Annotated in this window: 15 protein-coding genes; 9 read left to right on the top strand and 6 right to left on the bottom strand. The window is 65.6% G+C overall.

Annotated elements, in window-relative coordinates:
- Positions 1–116 precede the first annotated feature (116 nt).
- Positions 117–1796, bottom strand: a complete 1680-nt coding sequence (locus AB4Z10_RS02775) for an electron transfer flavoprotein-ubiquinone oxidoreductase (RefSeq protein WP_441468821.1) — start codon at positions 1794–1796, stop codon at positions 117–119.
- Between the two features lie 174 nt (positions 1797–1970).
- Between AB4Z10_RS02775 and AB4Z10_RS02780 the strand changes: the two genes are divergently transcribed.
- Positions 1971–2795 carry a uracil-DNA glycosylase gene (locus AB4Z10_RS02780; protein WP_441468822.1) on the top strand — a complete coding sequence of 275 codons (825 nt, stop codon included), beginning with the start codon at positions 1971–1973 and terminating at the stop codon, positions 2793–2795.
- 270 nt (positions 2796–3065) lie between these two features.
- Here the strand turns inward: AB4Z10_RS02780 and AB4Z10_RS02785 are convergent, their stop codons facing one another.
- Entirely contained in the window at positions 3066–4643 is a 1578-nt protein-coding gene (locus AB4Z10_RS02785; protein ID WP_441468823.1) for an arylsulfatase, read from the bottom strand.
- An 861-nt stretch (positions 4644–5504) separates the two neighbouring features.
- Here AB4Z10_RS02785 and AB4Z10_RS02790 point away from each other — a divergent pair.
- The 4 genes from AB4Z10_RS02790 (at position 5505) to ypfJ (ending at position 10516) form a co-directional block, all read left to right on the top strand.
- Positions 5505–6830: an MFS transporter gene (locus tag AB4Z10_RS02790; protein ID WP_441468824.1), complete on the top strand. Its 1326-nt coding sequence runs from the start codon at positions 5505–5507 to the stop codon at positions 6828–6830.
- A gap of 244 nt (positions 6831–7074) precedes the next feature.
- Entirely contained in the window at positions 7075–8505 is a 1431-nt protein-coding gene (locus tag AB4Z10_RS02795; protein ID WP_441468825.1) for a cytochrome ubiquinol oxidase subunit I, read from the top strand.
- A 12-nt stretch (positions 8506–8517) separates the two neighbouring features.
- On the top strand, positions 8518–9522 hold the full coding sequence (cydB, locus tag AB4Z10_RS02800; RefSeq protein WP_441468826.1) for a cytochrome d ubiquinol oxidase subunit II: 1005 nt from the start codon (positions 8518–8520) through the stop codon (positions 9520–9522).
- Positions 9523–9628: 106 nt separating this feature from the next.
- Positions 9629–10516, top strand: a complete 888-nt coding sequence (gene ypfJ, locus AB4Z10_RS02805; RefSeq protein ID WP_441468827.1) for a KPN_02809 family neutral zinc metallopeptidase — start codon at positions 9629–9631, stop codon at positions 10514–10516.
- 52 nt (positions 10517–10568) lie between these two features.
- Here ypfJ and AB4Z10_RS02810 read toward each other — a convergent pair whose 3' ends face one another.
- Together AB4Z10_RS02810 and AB4Z10_RS02815 are read right to left on the bottom strand one after the other, a co-directional pair.
- On the bottom strand, positions 10569–11381 hold the full coding sequence (locus AB4Z10_RS02810; protein ID WP_441468828.1) for a universal stress protein: 813 nt from the start codon (positions 11379–11381) through the stop codon (positions 10569–10571).
- Positions 11382–11448: 67 nt separating this feature from the next.
- On the bottom strand, positions 11449–11934 hold the full coding sequence (locus AB4Z10_RS02815; protein WP_441468829.1) for a hypothetical protein: 486 nt from the start codon (positions 11932–11934) through the stop codon (positions 11449–11451).
- A gap of 124 nt (positions 11935–12058) precedes the next feature.
- Here AB4Z10_RS02815 and AB4Z10_RS02820 point away from each other — a divergent pair, with 124 nt between their 5' ends.
- From AB4Z10_RS02820 to AB4Z10_RS02835, 4 genes are all read left to right on the top strand, one after another.
- On the top strand, positions 12059–13252 hold the full coding sequence (locus AB4Z10_RS02820; RefSeq protein ID WP_441468830.1) for a PA0069 family radical SAM protein: 1194 nt from the start codon (positions 12059–12061) through the stop codon (positions 13250–13252).
- A 189-nt stretch (positions 13253–13441) separates the two neighbouring features.
- Positions 13442–14053: a ribonuclease HII gene (locus AB4Z10_RS02825; protein WP_441468831.1), complete on the top strand. Its 612-nt coding sequence runs from the start codon at positions 13442–13444 to the stop codon at positions 14051–14053.
- 326 nt (positions 14054–14379) lie between these two features.
- Positions 14380–15582, top strand: a complete 1203-nt coding sequence (locus AB4Z10_RS02830) for a site-specific DNA-methyltransferase (RefSeq protein ID WP_441468832.1) — start codon at positions 14380–14382, stop codon at positions 15580–15582.
- A 104-nt stretch (positions 15583–15686) separates the two neighbouring features.
- Entirely contained in the window at positions 15687–16415 is a 729-nt protein-coding gene (locus AB4Z10_RS02835; protein ID WP_441468833.1) for a peptidoglycan-binding protein, read from the top strand.
- On the opposite strand, the gene mutY is transcribed toward AB4Z10_RS02835, so the two are convergent.
- Together mutY and AB4Z10_RS02845 are read right to left on the bottom strand one after the other, a co-directional pair.
- Positions 16394–17467, bottom strand: a complete 1074-nt coding sequence (gene mutY, locus AB4Z10_RS02840; protein WP_441468834.1) for an A/G-specific adenine glycosylase — start codon at positions 17465–17467, stop codon at positions 16394–16396. The genes AB4Z10_RS02835 and mutY overlap by 22 nt on opposite strands.
- Positions 17468–17637: 170 nt before the next feature.
- Entirely contained in the window at positions 17638–18357 is a 720-nt protein-coding gene (locus AB4Z10_RS02845) for a nucleoside deaminase (RefSeq protein ID WP_441468835.1), read from the bottom strand.
- Positions 18358–18719 lie beyond the last annotated feature (362 nt).

The raw sequence follows: 18719 nt of genomic DNA on the forward strand, positions 1-18719 counted from the left end.
GGACGAGCCGAAGCCGACGGCTCCGGTCGTGCGCAATGGCTGACAGCCTTTTCCAAAAGACTAAAGGGCGCGCCTCCCGGCGCGCCCTTTTTCGTAGGATTGGCTGAGTCAGCCGATCACATATTCGCGTAGCCGGGCCCGCCGCCGCCTTCCGGCACCGTCCAGGTGATGTTCTGGGCGGGGTCCTTGATGTCGCAGGTCTTGCAGTGGACGCAGTTCTGCGCGTTGATCACGAAGCGCGGATTGCTCTTCGTCTCGGCATTCTCGTAGACGACCTCGTAAACGCCCGCCGGGCAGTAGAGCCGCGCCGGCTCGCCGTAAACAGGCAGGTTCTTCCCGATCGGGATCGAGGGGTCGGTGAGCTTCAGATGCGCCGGCTGATCCTCCTCGTGGTTGGTCGAGGAGAGGAAGACCGAGGACAGCTTGTCGAAGGAGATCTTGCCGTCCGGCTTCGGATAGGTGATCGGCTCGACCTCGGCGAGCGGCTTCAGCGTCGCGTAGTCCGGCTTACCGTGCTTCAGCGTGCCGAAGGGCGACCAGCCGAAGAGCTGGTTCAGCCACATGTCGATGCCGCCGAGCCCGATGCCGACCAGCGTGCCGAACTTCGACCAGAGCGGCTTGACGTTGCGGACGAGCTTCAGGTCCTTGCCGATGGCGCTGTCGCGCCAGCTCGTCTCGATCTCGACGACCTCGTCATGGCTGCGGCCGGCCTGCAGCGCCGGGACGAGCTTCTCCGCCGCAAGCATGCCGGAGAGCACGGCGTTGTGGCTGCCCTTGATGCGGGGAACATTGACGAAGCCCGCCGCGCAGCCGATCAGCGCGCCGCCCGGGAAGGTCAGCTTCGGCACCGACTGAAAACCGCCCTCGGTGATGGCGCGAGAACCATAGGCGATGCGCTTGCCGCCCTCGAAGGTGTCGCGGATCAGCGGGTGGGTCTTGAAGCGCTGGAATTCGTCGAAGGGCGAGAGCGTCGGATTCTGATAGTTCAAATGCACGACGAAGCCGACGGAAACCAGATTGTCGTCGAAATGGTAGAGGAAAGAGCCACCGCCGGTGCTGTTGTCGAGCGGCCAGCCGAAGGAGTGCTGGACGCGGCCCTTGTGGAACTTCTCCGGCTTGACCTGCCAGAGCTCCTTGAGGCCGATGCCGTATTTCTGCGGCTCGCGGCCGGCGTCCAAACCGAACTTCTTGATCGCGATCTTTGAAAGCGAGCCGCGCGCGCCCTCCCCCAGCAACGTATAGCGGCCGCGCAATTCCATGCCGCGGGTGAAGCGGTCGGAGACGGTACCGTCCTTGGCGATGCCCATATCGCCGGTGGCGATGCCGGCGACCGAGCCGTCCTCGTTGTAGAGCAGTTCCGCGGCGGCGAAGCCCGGATAAATCTCGACGCCCAGCGCCTCGGCGCGGGCGGCCAGGAACTTCGCCACCAGCCCGAGCGAGCCGACGAAGTTGCCGTGATTGTTCATCAGCGACGGCATGCCGAAATTCGGCAGGCGGATGCCGTTCGGCTGGGTGAGGAAACAGAAGACGTCTTCCTTGACCTCGGTGGTCAGGGGGCGTTCGGGATCGTCGCGCCAATCCGGCACGAGGCGGTCGAGGCCGATCGGATCGATGACGGCGCCGGAGAGAATGTGAGCGCCGACCTCGGCCCCCTTCTCGACCACGACGACCGAGATGTTCTCGTCGAGCTGCTTCAGCCGGATCGCAGCCGCCAGACCCGCAGGGCCCGCGCCGACGATGACGACGTCATAGTCCATGCTCTCGCGCGGTTCGCTCTGCGCTTCCTTGAGATCCATCCTGCCCTCCGCCTTGGCAACCCGCATCGCGCGATTAGTTTATACATGAACTGTTTCGCCGACTCGTTCAACGCTCGGCTTCCATCCAGTCTGGAACCCCTCTATCCAAGCGCCCGTTCCATTTTGCAACTGCGTTGGCTCGCGAAGCGGCTTTGCAGCGTATAGGATGCGCGGATGAGCCTGTCCGATACAGTCTGCCCCGACGCGCCAGACCCTTACGAGCTTTTGAGCTGGTACGCCGAGATGGGCGTGACCGAGGCGCTCGACGAGACGCCGCGCAATCATTTCGCCGAACCGCCCCCCTCCGCCGGCGCCGGCCAGCCGCGCCTGCGCCCCCTGCCGGGCCGACCGGCCGCCCCTGCCCGGCCGATCGCGGCGGCAGCCACCGCGCCTGACGACGCGACAGTCAGCGCTCGTGCGCTCGCCCGCGAGGCACGCACGCTCGACGAATTGAAGGAAGCGCTCGCCAAGTTCGAAGGCTGCGCCCTGAAGGCGACAGCCAAGAACCTCGTCTTCGCGGACGGCAACCCGGAAGGCCGGGTGATGATGGTCGGCGAAGCCCCCGGCGCCGACGAGGATCGGCTCGGCTTCCCCTTCGTCGGCCGTTCCGGCCAATTGCTCGACCGGATGCTGGCGGCGATCGGGCTCAGCCGCCAGAACGACGTCTACATCGCCAACCTCCTGCCCTGGCGGCCGCCGGGCAACCGCACGCCGACGCCGCAGGAGGTCGCGATCTGCCTGCCCTTCATCCAGCGCCAGATCGAGCTCGCCGACCCCGACATCCTGGTCTGCGTCGGCGGTCCCTCCGCGCAGGGGCTGCTCGGCTTCAGCGGCATCCTGCGCTCGCGCGGACAATGGGTGGAGTACGACACCGGCTCCCGGCGCATCCGCGCCATCGCGACGCTGCATCCGGCCTATCTGCTGCGGCAGCCGCTGCAGAAGCGCCTTGCCTGGCGCGACCTGCGCGCCCTCAAGGCCGCGCTTGCGGCAGGCTCCTAGAACCGAAGCCAGGCCTCCAGATTGGCGGTGGTGGGCGGGCAAGCGGAAATCTCGTTTCGGTCCTGCTTCGAACCGTCAGTGAGCGGCAGCGGCCCCCGAGCCCATAGTCCTGCCGCCGCTGCTGGTTTGCCGGTGGGGCGAGATCGATCCTCAGCGGCCATCCCTAAACACCGCGCGTATTCTGGATGACCTCGCACCGACTGGCGGGCGGCCCTGTCCGAGCCGCCCGCCGCGATGAGCATCACTTCCTGCAGCCTGCCATGGCGATCCTTACTTGGCCATCGCCGCTTGGGCGGCCTGGATTTTCGCCTTCACGGCATCGAGATTGAAGCTTGCGCCCTTCTGCATCGGCGGGAACTCGATCGCCGTCATGGCCAGCTTCTCGACCTGGTCCTGCACGAATACGAAGCGCCAGAATTCGTATTTGAACCACTGGAAGTATTCCTGCGATCCGGACTTGGTACCGTTTTCCGGCCAGCCCGTGCGCTCGAACGGATCGAGGCGAAGGTTGGTCAGATAGGGCACGTCCGCCTTGGTCTTGTCGCCGAGCCAGCCGTCGGGCTGGTCGATAAAACGATACTTGTAGTCGCCGATACGCACCGCTCCGAGCTCGCTTTCCCCGAAGTACCAGATCTCGTTTCGGTTCGACGGGCCCTTGCCGGTGATCAGATCCATCTGATTGTAGCCGTCCAGATAGACCTTGTAGGTGCGGTCACCGATTTGCTTACCCTTTTTCAGCTCCTCGGCGATGTTCGGGTTGCCCGCCGCGGCCAGCAATGTCGGGAACCAGTCGAGCCCGGAGACGATGCCGTTCTCGACCTTGCCCGCCGGCACCTTGCCCGGCCAACGGATCATCGCTGGTGCACGGAACCCGCCTTCCATGATCGTGCCCTTGCTCTGCGCAAATGGCGTCTGTCCACCGTCCGGCCAGGTGAACGCCTCGGTGCCGTTGTCGGTGGTGAAGATGACGATGGTGTTGTCATCCACGCCCATGTCCTTGAGCTTCTTCATCACCAGGCCGACGTCGTCGTCGAGCTGAGCCATACCGGCTTCGTGAATGCTCCAGCCGTTGGTCGAGTTCCGCATCGCCTCGTATTTGGGCGACAGGTGCGTGACGATGTGCATGCGTGTCGGATTGAGCCAGAGGAAGAACGGCTTGTTGTCCGCCTTGGCCTTGTCGAGGAACCTGAAGGAAAGGTCGCGGATTTCGTCATCCACGGTTTCCATGCGCTTCGGGCACAGTTCGCCCGCGTCCGCGATCGACTGCTTGCCGACCTTGCCCCAACGCGGATCGACCGTCGGGTCGTCGTTGGTCGTCGCGAACGTGTGAAGCATGTTGCGAGGGCCGACCTGCGACCTGAGGTTCTGCGGGTAGTTCGGATGGCAGGGGTCTTCCATCGCATCGAGGTGATAGAGATAGCCGAAGAACTCGTCGAAGCCGTGCACCGTCGGCAGAAATTCGTTCTTGTCGCCAAGGTGGTTCTTGCCGAACTGGCCGGTGGCGTAGCCCATGCCCTTAAGCGCGGTGGCGATCGTCACGGCTTGGGCAGGCAAGCCGATGGGTGCTCCCGCTTGTCCTACCGTGGTCATCCCGGTGCGGATCGGCAGCTCGCCGGTGATGAAGTTGGCGCGTCCGGCCGTGCAGCTCGCCTCGGCATAGTAGTCGGTGAACAGCATGCCCTCGGCGGCAAGCTTGTCGAGATTCGGCGTGCGGCCCGCCATCATGCCGCGGTGGTATGCGCCGATGTTCCAGATGCCGATGTCGTCGCCCATGATGACGACGATGTTGGGTCGTTGCTGCTGCGCGGGCGGCTGAGCAGGCGCTTGAGCGATGGCCGGGCCGGCCAAGGCCAGCGATATCAGCGCTGCCGTACCGAGCAGCGCGGCGCTGGATCGCGCGCGCCAACCGTTCAATGCTTGTTGCAGGCCTTCTCGAGTGGTCGTCGGTATTCCGTTCGGTTCACAACTAGACACCATGTGACCCTCCAATACTTGGCAGACCCCATTCCCCAAAGACATGCGCGAGCGACTTCTCGCCGAATGCGGCGAGAACCGATTTCGTCGCACGAAATTAATCGGTTAGCCAACGCAAGCAGTATTGGCCTGCGGACCCGTCGGAAGGCTTTAACGTTCCAGGCAGAAAAAATTGAACGGATGCTTCAGACCATCTTGGATGCTATCCCAGCTCGCACGCTCGTGGCCAGCATAATCTCAGGAAATCTCGATACAGAACGGAATTGAAAGATGCGAAATGACGGCCGCCGAGTCGCACTTGCAGTCGCGGGGACCGGACTGGGCCTGCCAAACCAGCGATCACCAAGCGTCCTGAGCGGGATCAGAGGCCGTTAGCGACGATGGGCAGGCCGGAATGGCGCGGAGAGCATTGGAAACCGGCCATCTCCAGGCGACCGCTTTACCTTAAGGCATCCCCGGTGTGAATGCCTCGAGACCGCAACCACCGCCGCGTCATCGGGAACGAAAGCGAAGCAACCCGGAAGGGCTCGCGCCGTAGCCCCTGGATTGCTTCGCGTTGACGCTGCTCGCAATGCCGGTGGCCTCCGCCGGGAACCACGGGACGGTCGATCAACTTGAAGCGATTGCCCAACCGCCAGCGCTTGAGAAAATGGCCATTTCCGACAATTTGCGATATAATATTGTTTGATTTTGCAGCGGCCTGCGCAGCGGACCATCGATGCTTGGAGGCTGACCATGGCAGCCATCGATTTTGGCGTCGGCACGTTGTCCGAAGAAGAGCATGGCAGGCAACTTCGACGTGCCATCGTCGCAAGCACGATCGGGACCGCGATCGAATGGTATGATTTCTTCCTCTACAGCACGGTGACCGGCCTGGTCTTCGCCCGGCTGTTCTTCCCGCGATCGGAGCCGCTCGTCGGCACGCTGGAGGCCTTCGCCATCTATGCGGTCGGTTTTCTCGCCCGGCCAGTCGGCGCGGCGATCTTCGGCCATTATGGCGATCGCGTCGGCCGCAAATCGACGCTCATCGCCACGCTCATGCTGATGGGAATCGCGACCTTCCTCGTCGGACTCGTCCCGACCTACGAGAGCATCGGCATCTGGGGCGCAATCATCCTGACGGTGTTGCGCTTCGTCCAGGGCGTCGGGGTCGGCGGCGAATGGGGCGGTTCCGTACTGCTCTCGATGGAATGGGCGCGGACATCCAACCATCGCGGCTTCATCGCGTCCTGGCCGCAGTTCGGCGTGCCTTGCGGCCTCTTCCTCGCCAATCTCGCGGTCCTCGCCTTCAGCTGGCTCTCCGGCGATCAATTCCTGACCTGGGGCTGGCGGGTTCCATTCCTGCTGAGCCTCGTGCTCGTCGCGATCGGCCTCTGGATCCGGCTCGGCATCATGGAAACGCCGATATTCCGCAGGCTCGTCGCCGAAAACAAGGTTGAGCGCGCGCCGATGCTGGAGGTGGTTCGGCGCCAGCCCAGGGAGATTCTGCTCTGCGCGCTCCTGCGCATGGCGGAGCAGGCGCCCTTCTACATCTTCACCGCCTTCGTCTTCGCCTATGGCGTCGGGACACTGAAGGTCTCGCGCGACTTTCTGCTCGTCGCCGTGCTGGCGGGCTCGATCCTGTCGTTCGTTTCGATCCCACTCTTCGGTCACATCTCCGATCTGATCGGACGCAGGCGCATGTATATGATCGGCGCCGCAGCTACCGGCGCCTTCGGCTTCATCTATTTCGGGATGCTGAATACCGGCTCGGCGGCGATGATCTTCCTCGCCATCGTCATCTCGCTCGTGCCGCATGACATGATGTATGGACCGCAGGCGGCGCTGATCGCGGAATCCTTCACCGGGCGCCTGCGCTATAGCGGCGCCTCGCTCGGCTACCAGCTCGCCTCGGTGATCGCCGGCGGCCCGGCTCCGCTCATCGCCGCCTGGCTGTTCGCCAAGTATGGGACGGCCTATGCGATCTCGTTCTACATCCTCGCCTGCGCCGTGCTCAGCCTGATCGCGACGGCGCTGATGACGGACTACACCGGCAAGGATATCGAGGGCGAATACGAGTAGCGCGAGGTCCCCGCAGGGGCGAGAGGGGCATTCCGTTTCGAGCAAGCGGGCGCGGAGCCTGGCGCCCATCCGTCACCGGCGGAGGCTGTGGATTTTCCGCCCCTGCGACAACGCGGCCCGGCGCCTGCGACATTGCCGCGCCTCGCCGGGCTTCGAATTTGACTAATCTGGGCAAGAGCGACGATGCTGCCTCAGAAGAGTCGTTTCGAGCCGCCCCAAGGCGGCAGCCGGCCGGAGCCTTGCGATGGAACTCGACGCTTTTCTGCTTTCGCGCATTCAATTCGCCTTCACCGTTTCCTTCCACATCGTTTTTCCCGCCTTCACCATCGGGCTTTCCGCCTATATCGCGACGCTGCTCGGCCTCTGGCTGAAGACCGGCGATCAGAAGTTCCACCTGCTCGCCCGGTTCTGGACCAAGATCTTCGCGGTCTCCTTCGCGATGGGCGTGGTCTCGGGCATCGTGCTGTCCTACCAGTTCGGCACCAACTGGAGCCGGTTCTCGACCGCGGTCGGCAATGTCGTGGGGCCGCTGATCGGCTACGAGGTGCTCTCGGCCTTCTTCCTCGAAGCCTCCTTCCTCGGCGTGATGCTGTTCGGCTGGAAGCGGGTGCCGCCCTGGCTGCACTTCACCTCGGCGCTGATCGTCGCGGGCGGCACGGCACTCTCGGGCTTCTGGATCCTCTCGGCCAATAGCTGGATGCAGTATCCGGCTGGACATGAGGTGCGCGACGGCATCGCCTATCCGGTCGACTGGGTGAAGATCGTCTTCAATCCGACATTCCCGCTGCGTTTCGCCCATATGATGACCGCGGCCTATCTGACGACCGCCTTCGTCGTGCTGGCGACCGGCGCACGTCATCTGCTCGCCGGGCACCGCACCGAATCGGCCAAGACGATGGTGCGGATGGCGATCCTGATGATAGCGCTGACCGCGCCGCTGCAGGCGGTGATCGGCGATTTCCACGGCCGCGACACCGCGACCTACCAGCCGGCGAAGCTGGCCGCGATCGAGGCGCACTGGGATTCCTCGAAGCCCGGCGCTCTCGTGCTCTTCGCCTGGCCCGACGAGAAGGCCGAACTCAACCGGTTCGAGATCTCGATCCCCGGCGTCGCCAGCCTCGTCACCCATGGCAGCATGAACGCGCTCTTCCCGAGCCTGAAGGATTTCGCCGTGCAGGACCGGCCGCCGGTCCTGATCCCCTTCTTCGCCTTCCGCTCGATGGTGGGCATCGGCATGCTGATGATCCTGTTCGGCTGGATCGGCGCCTGGCTCTGGCGCAAGGGCACGGTGTTCGAATCGCGGCGCTGGCTCTGGATCGCGCAGTATTCCTGGCCCGCCGGCTTCCTCGCCATCCTGTCGGGCTGGTTCGTCACCGAGGTCGGCCGCCAGCCCTGGCTGGCGACGGGCATCATCCGCTCGGCCGATGCAGTCTCGCCGGTCACGGCGACGCAGGTCGCGATCTCGCTCATCCTGTTCGTCTGCGTCTATTCGGTGGTGTTCACGGCCGGCATCCTCCTGATCAACCGCCTGATCGACAAGGGACCGGACGAAATCGGCGGCGCAGACGCTCCCGAGCAGCCCTCGAAACGCACGCTCAAGGCCGTGCAGGGGGAGGCCGCCACGATTTTCGGCGACGGCCGCCCCAGCGACGACAAGATCCAGCCGGCGATCTGAGGAGCCACGACGATGGAATGGTATCTTCCGGTCATCTGGGCCGTGCTGATCGGCACCGCCGTGATGCTCTACGTCGTGCTCGACGGCTTCGACCTCGGCATCGCCATCCTGTTCCCGACGACGAAGGACGAAGGCGAGCGCGACCAGATGATGAACTCGGTCGCCCCGTTCTGGGACGGCAACGAGACCTGGCTGGTACTGGGCGGCGGCGGCCTCTGGGTCGCCTTCCCGCAGGCCTATGCCATCATCATGCCGGCCTTCTACATCCCGATCACGCTGATGCTGCTGGCGCTGATCTTCCGCGGCGTCGCCTTCGAATTCCGCTGGGTCGCCAAGCCGCACCATCGGCGCTGGGACTTTGCCTTCTGGCTGGGCTCGACCGTCGCCGCCTTCTCGCAGGGCCTTGTGCTCGGCGGGCTGATTCAGGGCGTCACCGTCAAGAACGGCCAGTTCGCCGGCGGCCCGCTCGACTGGCTGACGCCCTTCACGGTGATGTGCGGCGCCGGTGTGATCGTCGGCTACGCCCTGCTCGGCGCGACCTGGCTGCTCTACAAGACAGACGGCCCGGTCGCCGAACGGGCGCGGCGGCAGGCGAAGACATTGCTGCTGGGATTGCTGGCCTTCGCGGTGCTGGTCTCGCTGTGGACACCCTATGCGCATCCGCGCATCGCCGAGCGCTGGTTCACCCCGGCCAATCTCGTCTGGCTCTGGCCCTTCCCGGTGCTGACGGCGCTCTGCGGCTATCTCGCCTGGCGGCGGCTCCATGGCGCGCATGAGTTCACGCCCTTCGCGCTGACGGTCGCGATTTTCCTGCTCTGCTTCCTGGGGCTGTCGATCTCGAACTTCCCCTATCTGGTTCCGCCCGGCGTCACGATCTGGGATGCCGCGGCGGCGCCCTCCTCCCATATCTTCGTGCTGATCGGCGTCTCGTTCCTGCTGCCGATGATCCTGTTCTACACCGCCTTCGTGTACTGGACCTTCCGCGGCAAGGTCAGGGCCGACAGCGGCTATCACTAGGCAAGCCGGAGGCCGTCAGGCTTCGTTCAGCCGGAACCTGCAATGACGGCTTGAGTTCCCTGCATCTCCCGGCGAGATTGCGGGGAGTTTCGTCGAGGAACCGTCCATGCAGTGGGAAGATTATCGCCAGTCCGAGAATCTCGAGGACCGGCGCGGCGGCGGTGGTGGCGGCGGCTTCGCCGGCATGCCCGGCGGGCGCGGCGGCATCGGCATCGGCACCATGGTCGTGCTCGGCCTGCTCGGCTGGGCGCTCGGCATCGATCCGCGCCTGCTGATCGGCGGCGCCGAGATGATTGGTGGCATCGGAGGACGCGAACAGACGCAGGAAACCCGCCGCTCCTCCGGACCACCGCAGGACGAGATGGGCCGCTTCGTCTCGGCCGTGCTGGCACAGAACGAGGACGTTTGGACGAAGATCCTGCCGCAACAGGCCAATATCCGCTACCAGGCGCCGCGGCTCGTGCTGTTCTCCGGCGTCGACCGTTCAGGCTGCGGCACCGCTCAATCGGCGATGGGACCGTTCTACTGCCCCGTGGACAAGAAGGTCTATCTCGATACTTCCTTCTTCCAGGAGATGCAGCGCAAGCTCGGCGGCGGCGGCGATTTCGCCTATGCCTATGTGATCGGCCATGAGGTCGGCCACCACATCCAGAACCTGCTCGGCATCCTGCCCAAGGCCAACCAACTCCGCGAGCGCTCGTCCGAGCGGGACGCCAACGCCATCTCGGTGCGGATCGAGCTGCAGGCCGACTGCTTCGCCGGCGTCTGGGCTCACAACATCCAGGCCATGGGCCGCCTCGACCAGGGCGATATCGAGGAGGCGATCCGCACCGCCTCCGCGATCGGCGACGACAAGCTGCAGAGGGCGGCGCAGGGCGTGGTCGTGCCGGATTCCTTCACCCACGGCTCCTCGGCCCAGCGGACGAAGTGGTTCAACACCGGCTTCCAGTCGGGCTCGATGCAGAGCTGCGACACCTTCCGCAACCAGGTATAGGCATCCTCGCACGGCCTGCCCGAATCCGAGCCCGGTTAGCTCATATGGATGATCAGGCGCCGGGCGCGATCAGGATGTCGGCCCGGACCGTGCCCAAGATCGTTTCGGCGGTGCTGCCGATCACCGTTTCGGAAAAGCCGCCCTGGCCGTAGCGGCCGACGACGACCAATTGCGCTCCGGCCGCGGCGCGGCAGCGCTCGATGGCCGCAGTGGCATTACCTTCGACGACCTGCGTATCGAGGCGTGCGCTGAGGCTCGCCGGAAGCTTTGCCGCGTCGAGGAAGGCCGTCATCCCGGCCTCGGCCTCAGCCCGCAGGAAATCGCCCTTGCCTTGGAAATCGGTCCTGGGGCCGGGGCCGGGATAGGCATGGACCAGAAGCAGGCGCGCCTGCGGGAAGAGCTCCGCCGCCGCCAGCAGAGCCCGGCGCGAGCCCTCCGAGAAATCCGTGCCGACGACGATCGCCCCGTAAGGGCGGTCGGCGCGCCGGCGGACGATCAGCACCGGAACAGCCGCCCTGCGAACGATATAGTCAACGGCGGTGCCCACCACGTAGTCGCGGACGTCGTTGTAGCGAGCCACGCCGGTCACGATCAGCCCGCTGCCACGCTCGGCGGCCAGTTCTGCCAGGACATCCGGCAATGAGCCGCTGCGAACCAGCAGTTCCGCTTCGCCCGCTGCCAACGGCAGCTCGTCCCGCCACGCCGCCATCGCAACGGCGGAACCGGCCTGCTCCGCTGCACTCACGACATGCAGAATCGCAAGTTTCGCATGCCATTCCCGCGCCAGCAGCAGCGCGCGATCCGCCGCCCTGTCGGTGCGCGAGGAAAGATCGCTCGCCAGAAGAATCTCGCTCGGTATCGTCATGTCAGCCTCCCGACAGCTCCAGCCTAGGAGGAGTACGACGCGATGTCATGCCGGCCCGGCCATTGCCCTACCCGGCCCGCTCGCGCCACACCGGCAACCGTTGCGGCGCCTGGTCGAGGCGCCCTTCCATGACCATCGCCTTGGGCAGCACGAGCCCGGACCGGAGCCTGAGCCCGGCAAAGGACAGCGCGACGCGCTCGAGCAGCGCGGCGCGGGCGGCGTGCAGCGGTATCAGGGCCGGCACCTCCGGCGTGACGAGCAGATGGCGCTCGACCACCAGCGCCCAATGTGCCTGTGGCACGTCGCCGGCCTCGAACAGCACGAGCCGATCGCCGCGCGCCACGGTGGCTCCTCCCTGCCAGGCCTCGGCCGGGCCGATGCGCAGATAGCAGGCGCCGGTCGTGTCGGCGACGCGCTCGAAATCGGGAGCGCCCACTGTGTCGACGATCACCGCATGGCCGAGCAAGCCTTCCGCCACCGCCGGGATCAGCACGGCCAGCGTGGCGGCGAGAGCTCGCGGGGAACCATCGGCGCGGATCACGGCTGTGAGCATACGCAGTGTTCTATGCCGCAGCGCAGCACGTCGCAATGCAGCTCTTGCCTTTTGTTCCTGTTATGTTCACTCTATCTGAGACCAGAGCGTGCCGATTCCCGGCACATGAACCGGTTCGAAAGCCATGCCCCAGGCCAGACCCACCGAAAGGCCCTATCCGGCGGCTCAGCCGCTGCGCCGGCACGACAGGGAGCCGACCGTCTCGGCGCCGGTCGTCGCGCCGGCCGATCCGCTCGCCTATGCCGGTCATCGCATCGACCCGGAGCGGCGGCGCGGACGCGGCGCCACGGTCAATCCCGGCGGGCGCTACGAAGCGGAGCAGCGCGTCACCGAAGATGAYGGCTGGGGCTCTCTGGAAGAGCTGCCGCCGTTCAAGACCGAGATCGCCTACGAGAAGGCGCGCAGCATCATCACGCGCAACGACTCGCCGGACATCTCCTTCGACCGCTCGATCAATCCCTATCGCGGCTGCGAGCATGGATGCGTCTACTGTTTCGCGCGGCCGACCCACGCCTATCTCGGGCTCTCGCCCGGCCTCGACTTCGAGAGCAAGCTGACGGCGAAGCCCGATGCCGCGGCCTTGCTGGAGAAGGAGCTTTGCTCCCCCTCCTACCAGCCGCGCACCATCGCCATCGGCACCAACACCGATGCCTATCAGCCGATCGAGAAGAAGCTCAGGATCATGCGCCAGATCCTGGAGGTGCTCTCGAAGTTCAACCACCCGGTCGGCATCGTCACCAAATCGGCGCTGGTCCAGCGCGACATCGATATCCTTGCGCCGATGGCGGAGAAGGGGCTGGTCAAGGTCGCGATCTCGGTGACGACACTCGATCCGAAGACGGCGCGGGGCATGGAGCCGCGTGCCGCTTCGCCGCCCAAGCGGCTCGAGACGATCCGCAAGCTGTCCGAGGCCGGCATCCCGGTGACGGTGCTGGTCGCGCCCATCGTGCCGGCGATCAACGAGCACGAGATCGAGCGCATCCTCGACGCTGCCAAGGCGGCGGGCGCACAGGAGGCCGGCTATGTACTGCTGCGGCTGCCGCTCGAAGTGCGCGACATCGTGCAGGAATGGCTGCTGGCGCACCATCCCGACAAGCTCAGGCATGTGATGTCGCTGATCCGCTCGACGCGCGGCGGCAAGGACTACGATTCGCAATGGGGTCAGCGCATGGTCGGCTCCGGCCCCTATGCCTGGATGATCGGGCGGCGCTTCGAGCTGGCGGCCGAGCGCATCGGCTTCAACACCGCGCGCCGGCGGCTGCGGACGGACCTGTTCGTGAAGCCCGAGAAGGAGAAGGCGCAGCTGAGCCTGTTTTGAATGGACACGCGCGGAGGTCATCCCGGGCGCAGCGAAGCGTGGACCAGCGATCGATTCCGGAGCCCCTCTTATTAAAGGCTCGGGCATGGATCCCGGATCGGCGCCGCCCTGGGCGGCTTGTCCGGGATGTCGGTGGAGGAGGACGACAGCGGTCTAGCTCGAAACGGCACTCTGTTGCATAAGCCCGCCATGCCCGCTGATTTCAGCCGCGAGACACACGCCATCGCCAACAGCCTCTGGCCGCTGGCCGGCATCGATGAGGTTGGGCGCGGGCCGCTCGCCGGTCCGGTCGTGGCTGCGGCCGTCATCCTCGATCCGGCCCGCGTGCCGCATGGCCTCGACGATTCGAAGAAGCTGCCGGCGCCGATCCGCGAGGAACTCTTCGGCGAGATCATGGAGCGAGCGCTCGCCGTAGCCGTCGCCAGCGCCACGGCAGTCGAGATCGACGCGCTCAACATCCGCCAGGCGACGCTGCTGGCGATGCGCCGGGCGGTGGCCGCTCTGCCACTCGCGCCGCTGCATGTGCTGGTCGACGGCAACGATCCGCCGCAGCTGAGCTGCGGCTGCGAGGCGATTATTCAGGGGGATGGCGCCGTGGCCTCCATCGCGGCTGCCTCGATCGTCGCCAAGGTTACGCGCGATCGGATGATGGCGCGGCTGTGTCGGCGCTATCCTGCCTATGGCTTTTCGGGCCATGTCGGTTATGCGACGCCGCAGCATCGCAAGGCCATCGCCGAACACGGCCCCTGCCCCGAGCATCGCTATTCCTTCGCTCCCGTGAAGGGCGTCTGGTTCCGGTAGGGTTCTGGCGGTCTCCGCCGTCATTGCGAACGTCGCGAAGCCATCCAGGGGACTGGGTTCAACGGCCCACCCACTCCACCTGGATTGCTTCGTCGCTCTCGCTCCTCGCAATGACGGGAGCGGCGACCGTCGTCCCACGCCCTCGGCACCTGCCCCAAGGACAGGTCCAGACGTTAATTGCCGTTAGGAATTTCCCTTCATCTCCAATGATGTAGGCAAAATCTGCAGCCCCAAAACGGGACGCATTTTTTTCAAAGCGGAAACCCGGCCTTTACCCTGTCCGGCCAATATCGCGCTCGTTGAAGTTGCGTAACGGTCTTGGCGTCATGGGTATCTCGCGTACCGGGACCGCCAGCGCTCCCGTCCGGATTCAGGTTTCGCGTACCGGACGGCCAGCGCTGGGGGCTCGGATGAAGGCCAGGAGCCTTCCCGAACAAATCGGCGTTCCGCAGGAACTGCCGCTCGATCAGATCCTCGTCGGCGACTGCGTCGCGGCGATGAACGCCTTGCCGCCGGCGAGCGTCGACCTGATCTTCGCCGATCCACCCTACAACCTCCAGCTTGGTGGCGATCTGCGCCGGCCCGACGACAGCCTCGTCGACGCCGTCGACGACGACTGGGACAAGTTCGCCTCCTTCTCGGACTACGATCGCTTCACCCGCGACTGGCTGTCGGCCGCACGCCGCATCCTGAAGCCGGACGGGGCGCTGTGGGTGATCGGCAGCTATCACAACATCTTCCGCGTCGGCGCGACGCTGCAGGATCTCGGCTTCTGGATGCTGAACGACATCGTCTGGCGCAAGGCCAATCCGATGCCGAATTTCCGCGGCCGGCGCTTCACCAATGCGCATGAGACGCTGATCTGGGCCGCCCGCGGCGAGAGCTCGAAATACACCTTCCATTACGAGGCGCTGAAGGGCGGCAATGACGACCTGCAGATGCGCTCGGACTGGTATCTGCCGCTGTGCACAGGCGATGAACGCCTGAAGGACGAGAGCGGCGCCAAGGTGCACCCGACGCAGAAGCCGGAAGCGCTGCTCGCCCGCGTGCTGCTCTCCGCTTCCAATCCCGGCGACGTGATTCTCGATCCCTTCTTCGGCACCGGCACGACCGGCGCCGTCGCCAAGGCGCTGGGCCGCCGCTTCATCGGGCTCGAACGCGATCCGGTCTATGCCAAGGCGGCGCGCGAGCGCATCGATGCAGTGACGCCGCTGGCACCGGAGGCCTTCTCCACCGCGCCCTCCAAGCGCAGCGAGCCGCGCGTGCCGTTCCTCAGCCTGGTCGAAGCCGGGCTGGTGAAGGCCGGCGAGACGGTCCATGACGAGAAGCGGCGCTACAAGGCCGTGATACGCGCCGACGGCACGCTGATCCTCGGCCCGGCAGTCGGCTCGATCCACAAGGTCGGCGCGCTTGCCCAGGGCCTGCCGGCCTGCAACGGCTGGACCTTCTGGCATGTCGAGCGCGAGGGCGGACTGACCGTGCTCGACGCGCTGCGCGGCGAGATCAGGGCGCAGATGGCGGCGGCGTAAGCGCCCTTCGGCCATAACTCCACCCCTGCAATCATTCGTTCGGAGGATGCGTGCGCCGAGGGTGCGCGCCCATTCTCGGCGCATGAGATCGCAGCGGGGATGCCATGCCCACGATCCTGAAGAACGGCTCCCGCGGTCCTGAGGTCAAGAAGCTTCAGGAAGCGCTCAACGCCAAGCTGAAGCCGCTGCCCCCGCTCGTCCCCGACGGCCAGTACGGCAACCTGACCCGCAGCGCAGTCCTCGCCTTCCAGCACAAGAACTGGCTGGTCGAGGACGGCGAAGCCGGGCCGGCGACGCAATCCTGCCTCTATGGCACCGAAGCCTTCGCACCGATCCTGCACAAGGTCTCCTTCATCGCGCAGCCGACGAACACGACCTGCTGGGCGACATCGACGGCGATGATGAAGAACTCGACGGTGCCGATCATCATCGCCAAGACACCGCCGGACATGATCGCCTCCGATGGCGGCCTGCTGAATTCCTCCGAAAGCGACCAGGCGATCGTGACAGGACAACGCTATGCACGCATCCACGGGCTGCGCTGCAACGCGCCGATGTCGTGGTCGGTCGAGCTGCTGCGGCAGGCCCTGTCGCGCGGGCCGCTGATGTTCGACATGCTCTGGCGCGTGGACGAATACACCGCCGGGCGCGGCAGCCCCGGCCACATGATCGTCGTGGTCGGCATGCGCGGCGACGGCAATCCCGACGGCACCGGCACGACGCTGCGCATCCACGATCCCTGGCCGCCGCGGCGCGGCAAGATCTACTCCAAGGGCTATTTCAAATGGTCGGTCGATCTGCCGACGATGACCTACCGCGTCTTCGAACGGTAGAGCCCGGCGCGCTCGACGACCTTCAGCATGACGCTCGGCAGCGGCTCGCCGGCGAGTTTCGCCAATGGCGTGAAGCGCATGCCGGGCGGGGCGAGCGTCCGGTCCGGAACGCTGCCGGTGAACACCGTCAGCTCCAGTGGAAAATGCGTGAAGACGTGGCGCACTGGCTCGGGCAGCCGCGTCCAGCGCAGCGGCAGCGGCGCGTCCTGCGCGGCGCCGTCGATCTCGTAATCAACACGCCATTCGCTGGTCGGCACCTCTGCCATACCCCCGAGCAGCCCCTTGGCCGGGCGCGTACGCAGCAGGATCGCGCCGTCGGGTCGGGTCAGCACGAAGGCGGCGCCGTAGCGGGTCTGGCCCGCCTTCTTGGCGACCTTGCGCGGGAAGCGCTCCTGCGTGCCGTCCACCCGCGCCCGGCAGGGCTCGCGCCAGGGACAGAGCCCGCAGGCCGGGTTGCGCGGCGTGCAGATGGTCGCGCCGAGATCCATCAGCGCCTGCGCGAAATCGCCGGGGCGATCCGTCGGCAGCAGCGCCAGGACCTTCTCGCGGATGAGCGGTCGTGCGCCCGGCAATTCATCCGCAATCGCAAAGAGCCGCGTCATGACGCGCTCGACATTGCCGTCGACTGCCGCGGCCGGCTGGTCGAAGGCGATGGCCGCCACGGCGCCGGCCGTGTAGGCGCCGATGCCCGGCAGAGCCCGCAGCCCCTCCTCCGTATCGGGGAAGCGACCGGCGTGATTCTCCATGACCGCGCGGGCGCAGGCATGGAGGTTGCGGGCGCGGGAATAATAGCCGAGCCCGGCCCAGGCCTGCATCACATCCTCGGAAGGCGCTTCGGCGAGGGCCTTCACCGTCGGGAAGCGCGCCATGAAGCGCTCGTAATAGGGCTTCACCGCGGCGACCGTGGTCTGCTGCAGCATGATCTCGGAGGCCCAGACGCGATAGGGATCAGGGCGCTCGCCCGCGACGGCACGCCAGGGCAGCGCGCGGCGATGGCGGTCATACCAGGCGAGAAGGTCGGCGGCGCGGGCCATCGGAACGGAGGCGTCCATGCGCCCGGTGTAGCGCGAGGAGCCGAAGTTGCGAAAGGCCGAACCGTTGCGGGGATTGAATCCAGGCGTCTGCTATGGCGCCCGGCCCCGCTTCGGCGAGGGCCGGGTCATTTTTCGTCTCGGCTTCCAGCCTTCGGCAACCGCATAGCTGCCGATCTCGGCCTCGCGCCTCAATAAGGGTGGCGATCCTTCTTGTTCGTCCACGCCTCATAGGCTTTGAGACCAACCTCTCGCTCGAAGTTCTCGGTCACCTTGATCCGCCTGTCGCCCCACGGCTTGGCGAAATCCTCGTACTGGAAGGCGTCGTCGAACCCGATTGCGCTGGTGTCTTTCAGGCTGGCGGCGAAATAGACGTGGTCGATGCGAGACCAGTAGATCGCGCTCATGCACATCGGGCAGGGCGCGCCGTTGATGTAAATCTCGCATCCCTTGAGCATGCGCGCGCGCTCCGGCACCGGATCGGGAGAGCCCGCCTCGCGGGGGATCATTTCCAGGATTGTGCCCGCGTTGTATTCACTGCCCAGCAGCGCCTTGGGATTGAGGCGCGCCGAAGCATCCATGATCGCGGTGATTTCGGCATGAAAGACCGGAATGCCCGTGAGAAGCACGCGGTTCTGCCCGCGTCCGATGATTTCGCCGTCTTTGACAATAACGGCGCCAAACGGGCCGCCCCATCCCTTCTCGACCGATTCTATGGCCAGCCGCGTCGCCTCTTCCATGAATTTCCGCTTTTCGGGCGAAGGCGTGGCGGCGACAGCCTTGACGGCAGGCAGGCCCACCGCTCCGGCTGCGCCCAAGGCAACGGCCGCTGTGAAGAATTGGCGGCGGCTCGGATCATCAGGAGCATCGCAGCCGAACGTATGAACAGTGGTGCAGGAGCAACTCGGCATCGTATTCGAACCTTCAGTCGTAGGCCCAACCCAAGCCGAGTCCGCCGACGCGCTCGGCGACAGCCCCCACAGGAGCTGCCATTGCGCCATTTAGTGCTGAAATGCTGCGGGCGAGTTAATTTCAACTCCTGGTTTCAACCCAGCGGAGCCGAATTGGTCCGCCAAGCGATCTCGATCGCCAAAGGCTATCGGCGCATGCCGCTCCGGTTCAAACGACCGGCATTCCATTTCCCGACAATCAACTGTGAACACGAGCGCCACACATGTTTTGCCGGATAGCCTGTCGAGCATCCCCGCGGTCCGCCAAGGGGTGGTGAGCGGGCACCTGCGAACGTCTCCGACGGCCTCGCCTTCGGACACGA

Origin of the sequence: Allobosea sp. RAF48 (genome assembly GCF_052114025.1) — a bacterium.
In the GTDB taxonomy this organism is placed as follows: Bacteria; Pseudomonadota; Alphaproteobacteria; order Rhizobiales; family Beijerinckiaceae; genus Allobosea.

Bases quoted from the DNA above. Each gene is read 5' to 3' on its own strand.
- mutY (WP_441468834.1), bottom strand. From the start codon at position 17,467: ATGGACGCCTCCGTTCCGATGGCCCGCGCCGCCGACCTTCTCGCCTGG.
- AB4Z10_RS02790 (WP_441468824.1), top strand. From the start codon at position 5,505: ATGGCAGCCATCGATTTTGGCGTCGGCACGTTGTCCGAAGAAGAGCAT.
- cydB (WP_441468826.1), top strand. From the start codon at position 8,518: ATGGAATGGTATCTTCCGGTCATCTGGGCCGTGCTGATCGGCACCGCC.
- AB4Z10_RS02825 (WP_441468831.1), top strand. From the start codon at position 13,442: ATGCCCGCTGATTTCAGCCGCGAGACACACGCCATCGCCAACAGCCTC.
- AB4Z10_RS02845 (WP_441468835.1), bottom strand. From the start codon at position 18,357: ATGCCGAGTTGCTCCTGCACCACTGTTCATACGTTCGGCTGCGATGCT.
- AB4Z10_RS02815 (WP_441468829.1), bottom strand. From the start codon at position 11,934: ATGCTCACAGCCGTGATCCGCGCCGATGGTTCCCCGCGAGCTCTCGCC.
- AB4Z10_RS02780 (WP_441468822.1), top strand. From the start codon at position 1,971: ATGAGCCTGTCCGATACAGTCTGCCCCGACGCGCCAGACCCTTACGAG.
- ypfJ (WP_441468827.1), top strand. From the start codon at position 9,629: ATGCAGTGGGAAGATTATCGCCAGTCCGAGAATCTCGAGGACCGGCGC.
- AB4Z10_RS02795 (WP_441468825.1), top strand. From the start codon at position 7,075: ATGGAACTCGACGCTTTTCTGCTTTCGCGCATTCAATTCGCCTTCACC.
- AB4Z10_RS02830 (WP_441468832.1), top strand. From the start codon at position 14,380: ATGGGTATCTCGCGTACCGGGACCGCCAGCGCTCCCGTCCGGATTCAG.
- AB4Z10_RS02775 (WP_441468821.1), bottom strand. From the start codon at position 1,796: ATGGATCTCAAGGAAGCGCAGAGCGAACCGCGCGAGAGCATGGACTAT.
- AB4Z10_RS02810 (WP_441468828.1), bottom strand. From the start codon at position 11,381: ATGACGATACCGAGCGAGATTCTTCTGGCGAGCGATCTTTCCTCGCGC.
- AB4Z10_RS02835 (WP_441468833.1), top strand. From the start codon at position 15,687: ATGCCCACGATCCTGAAGAACGGCTCCCGCGGTCCTGAGGTCAAGAAG.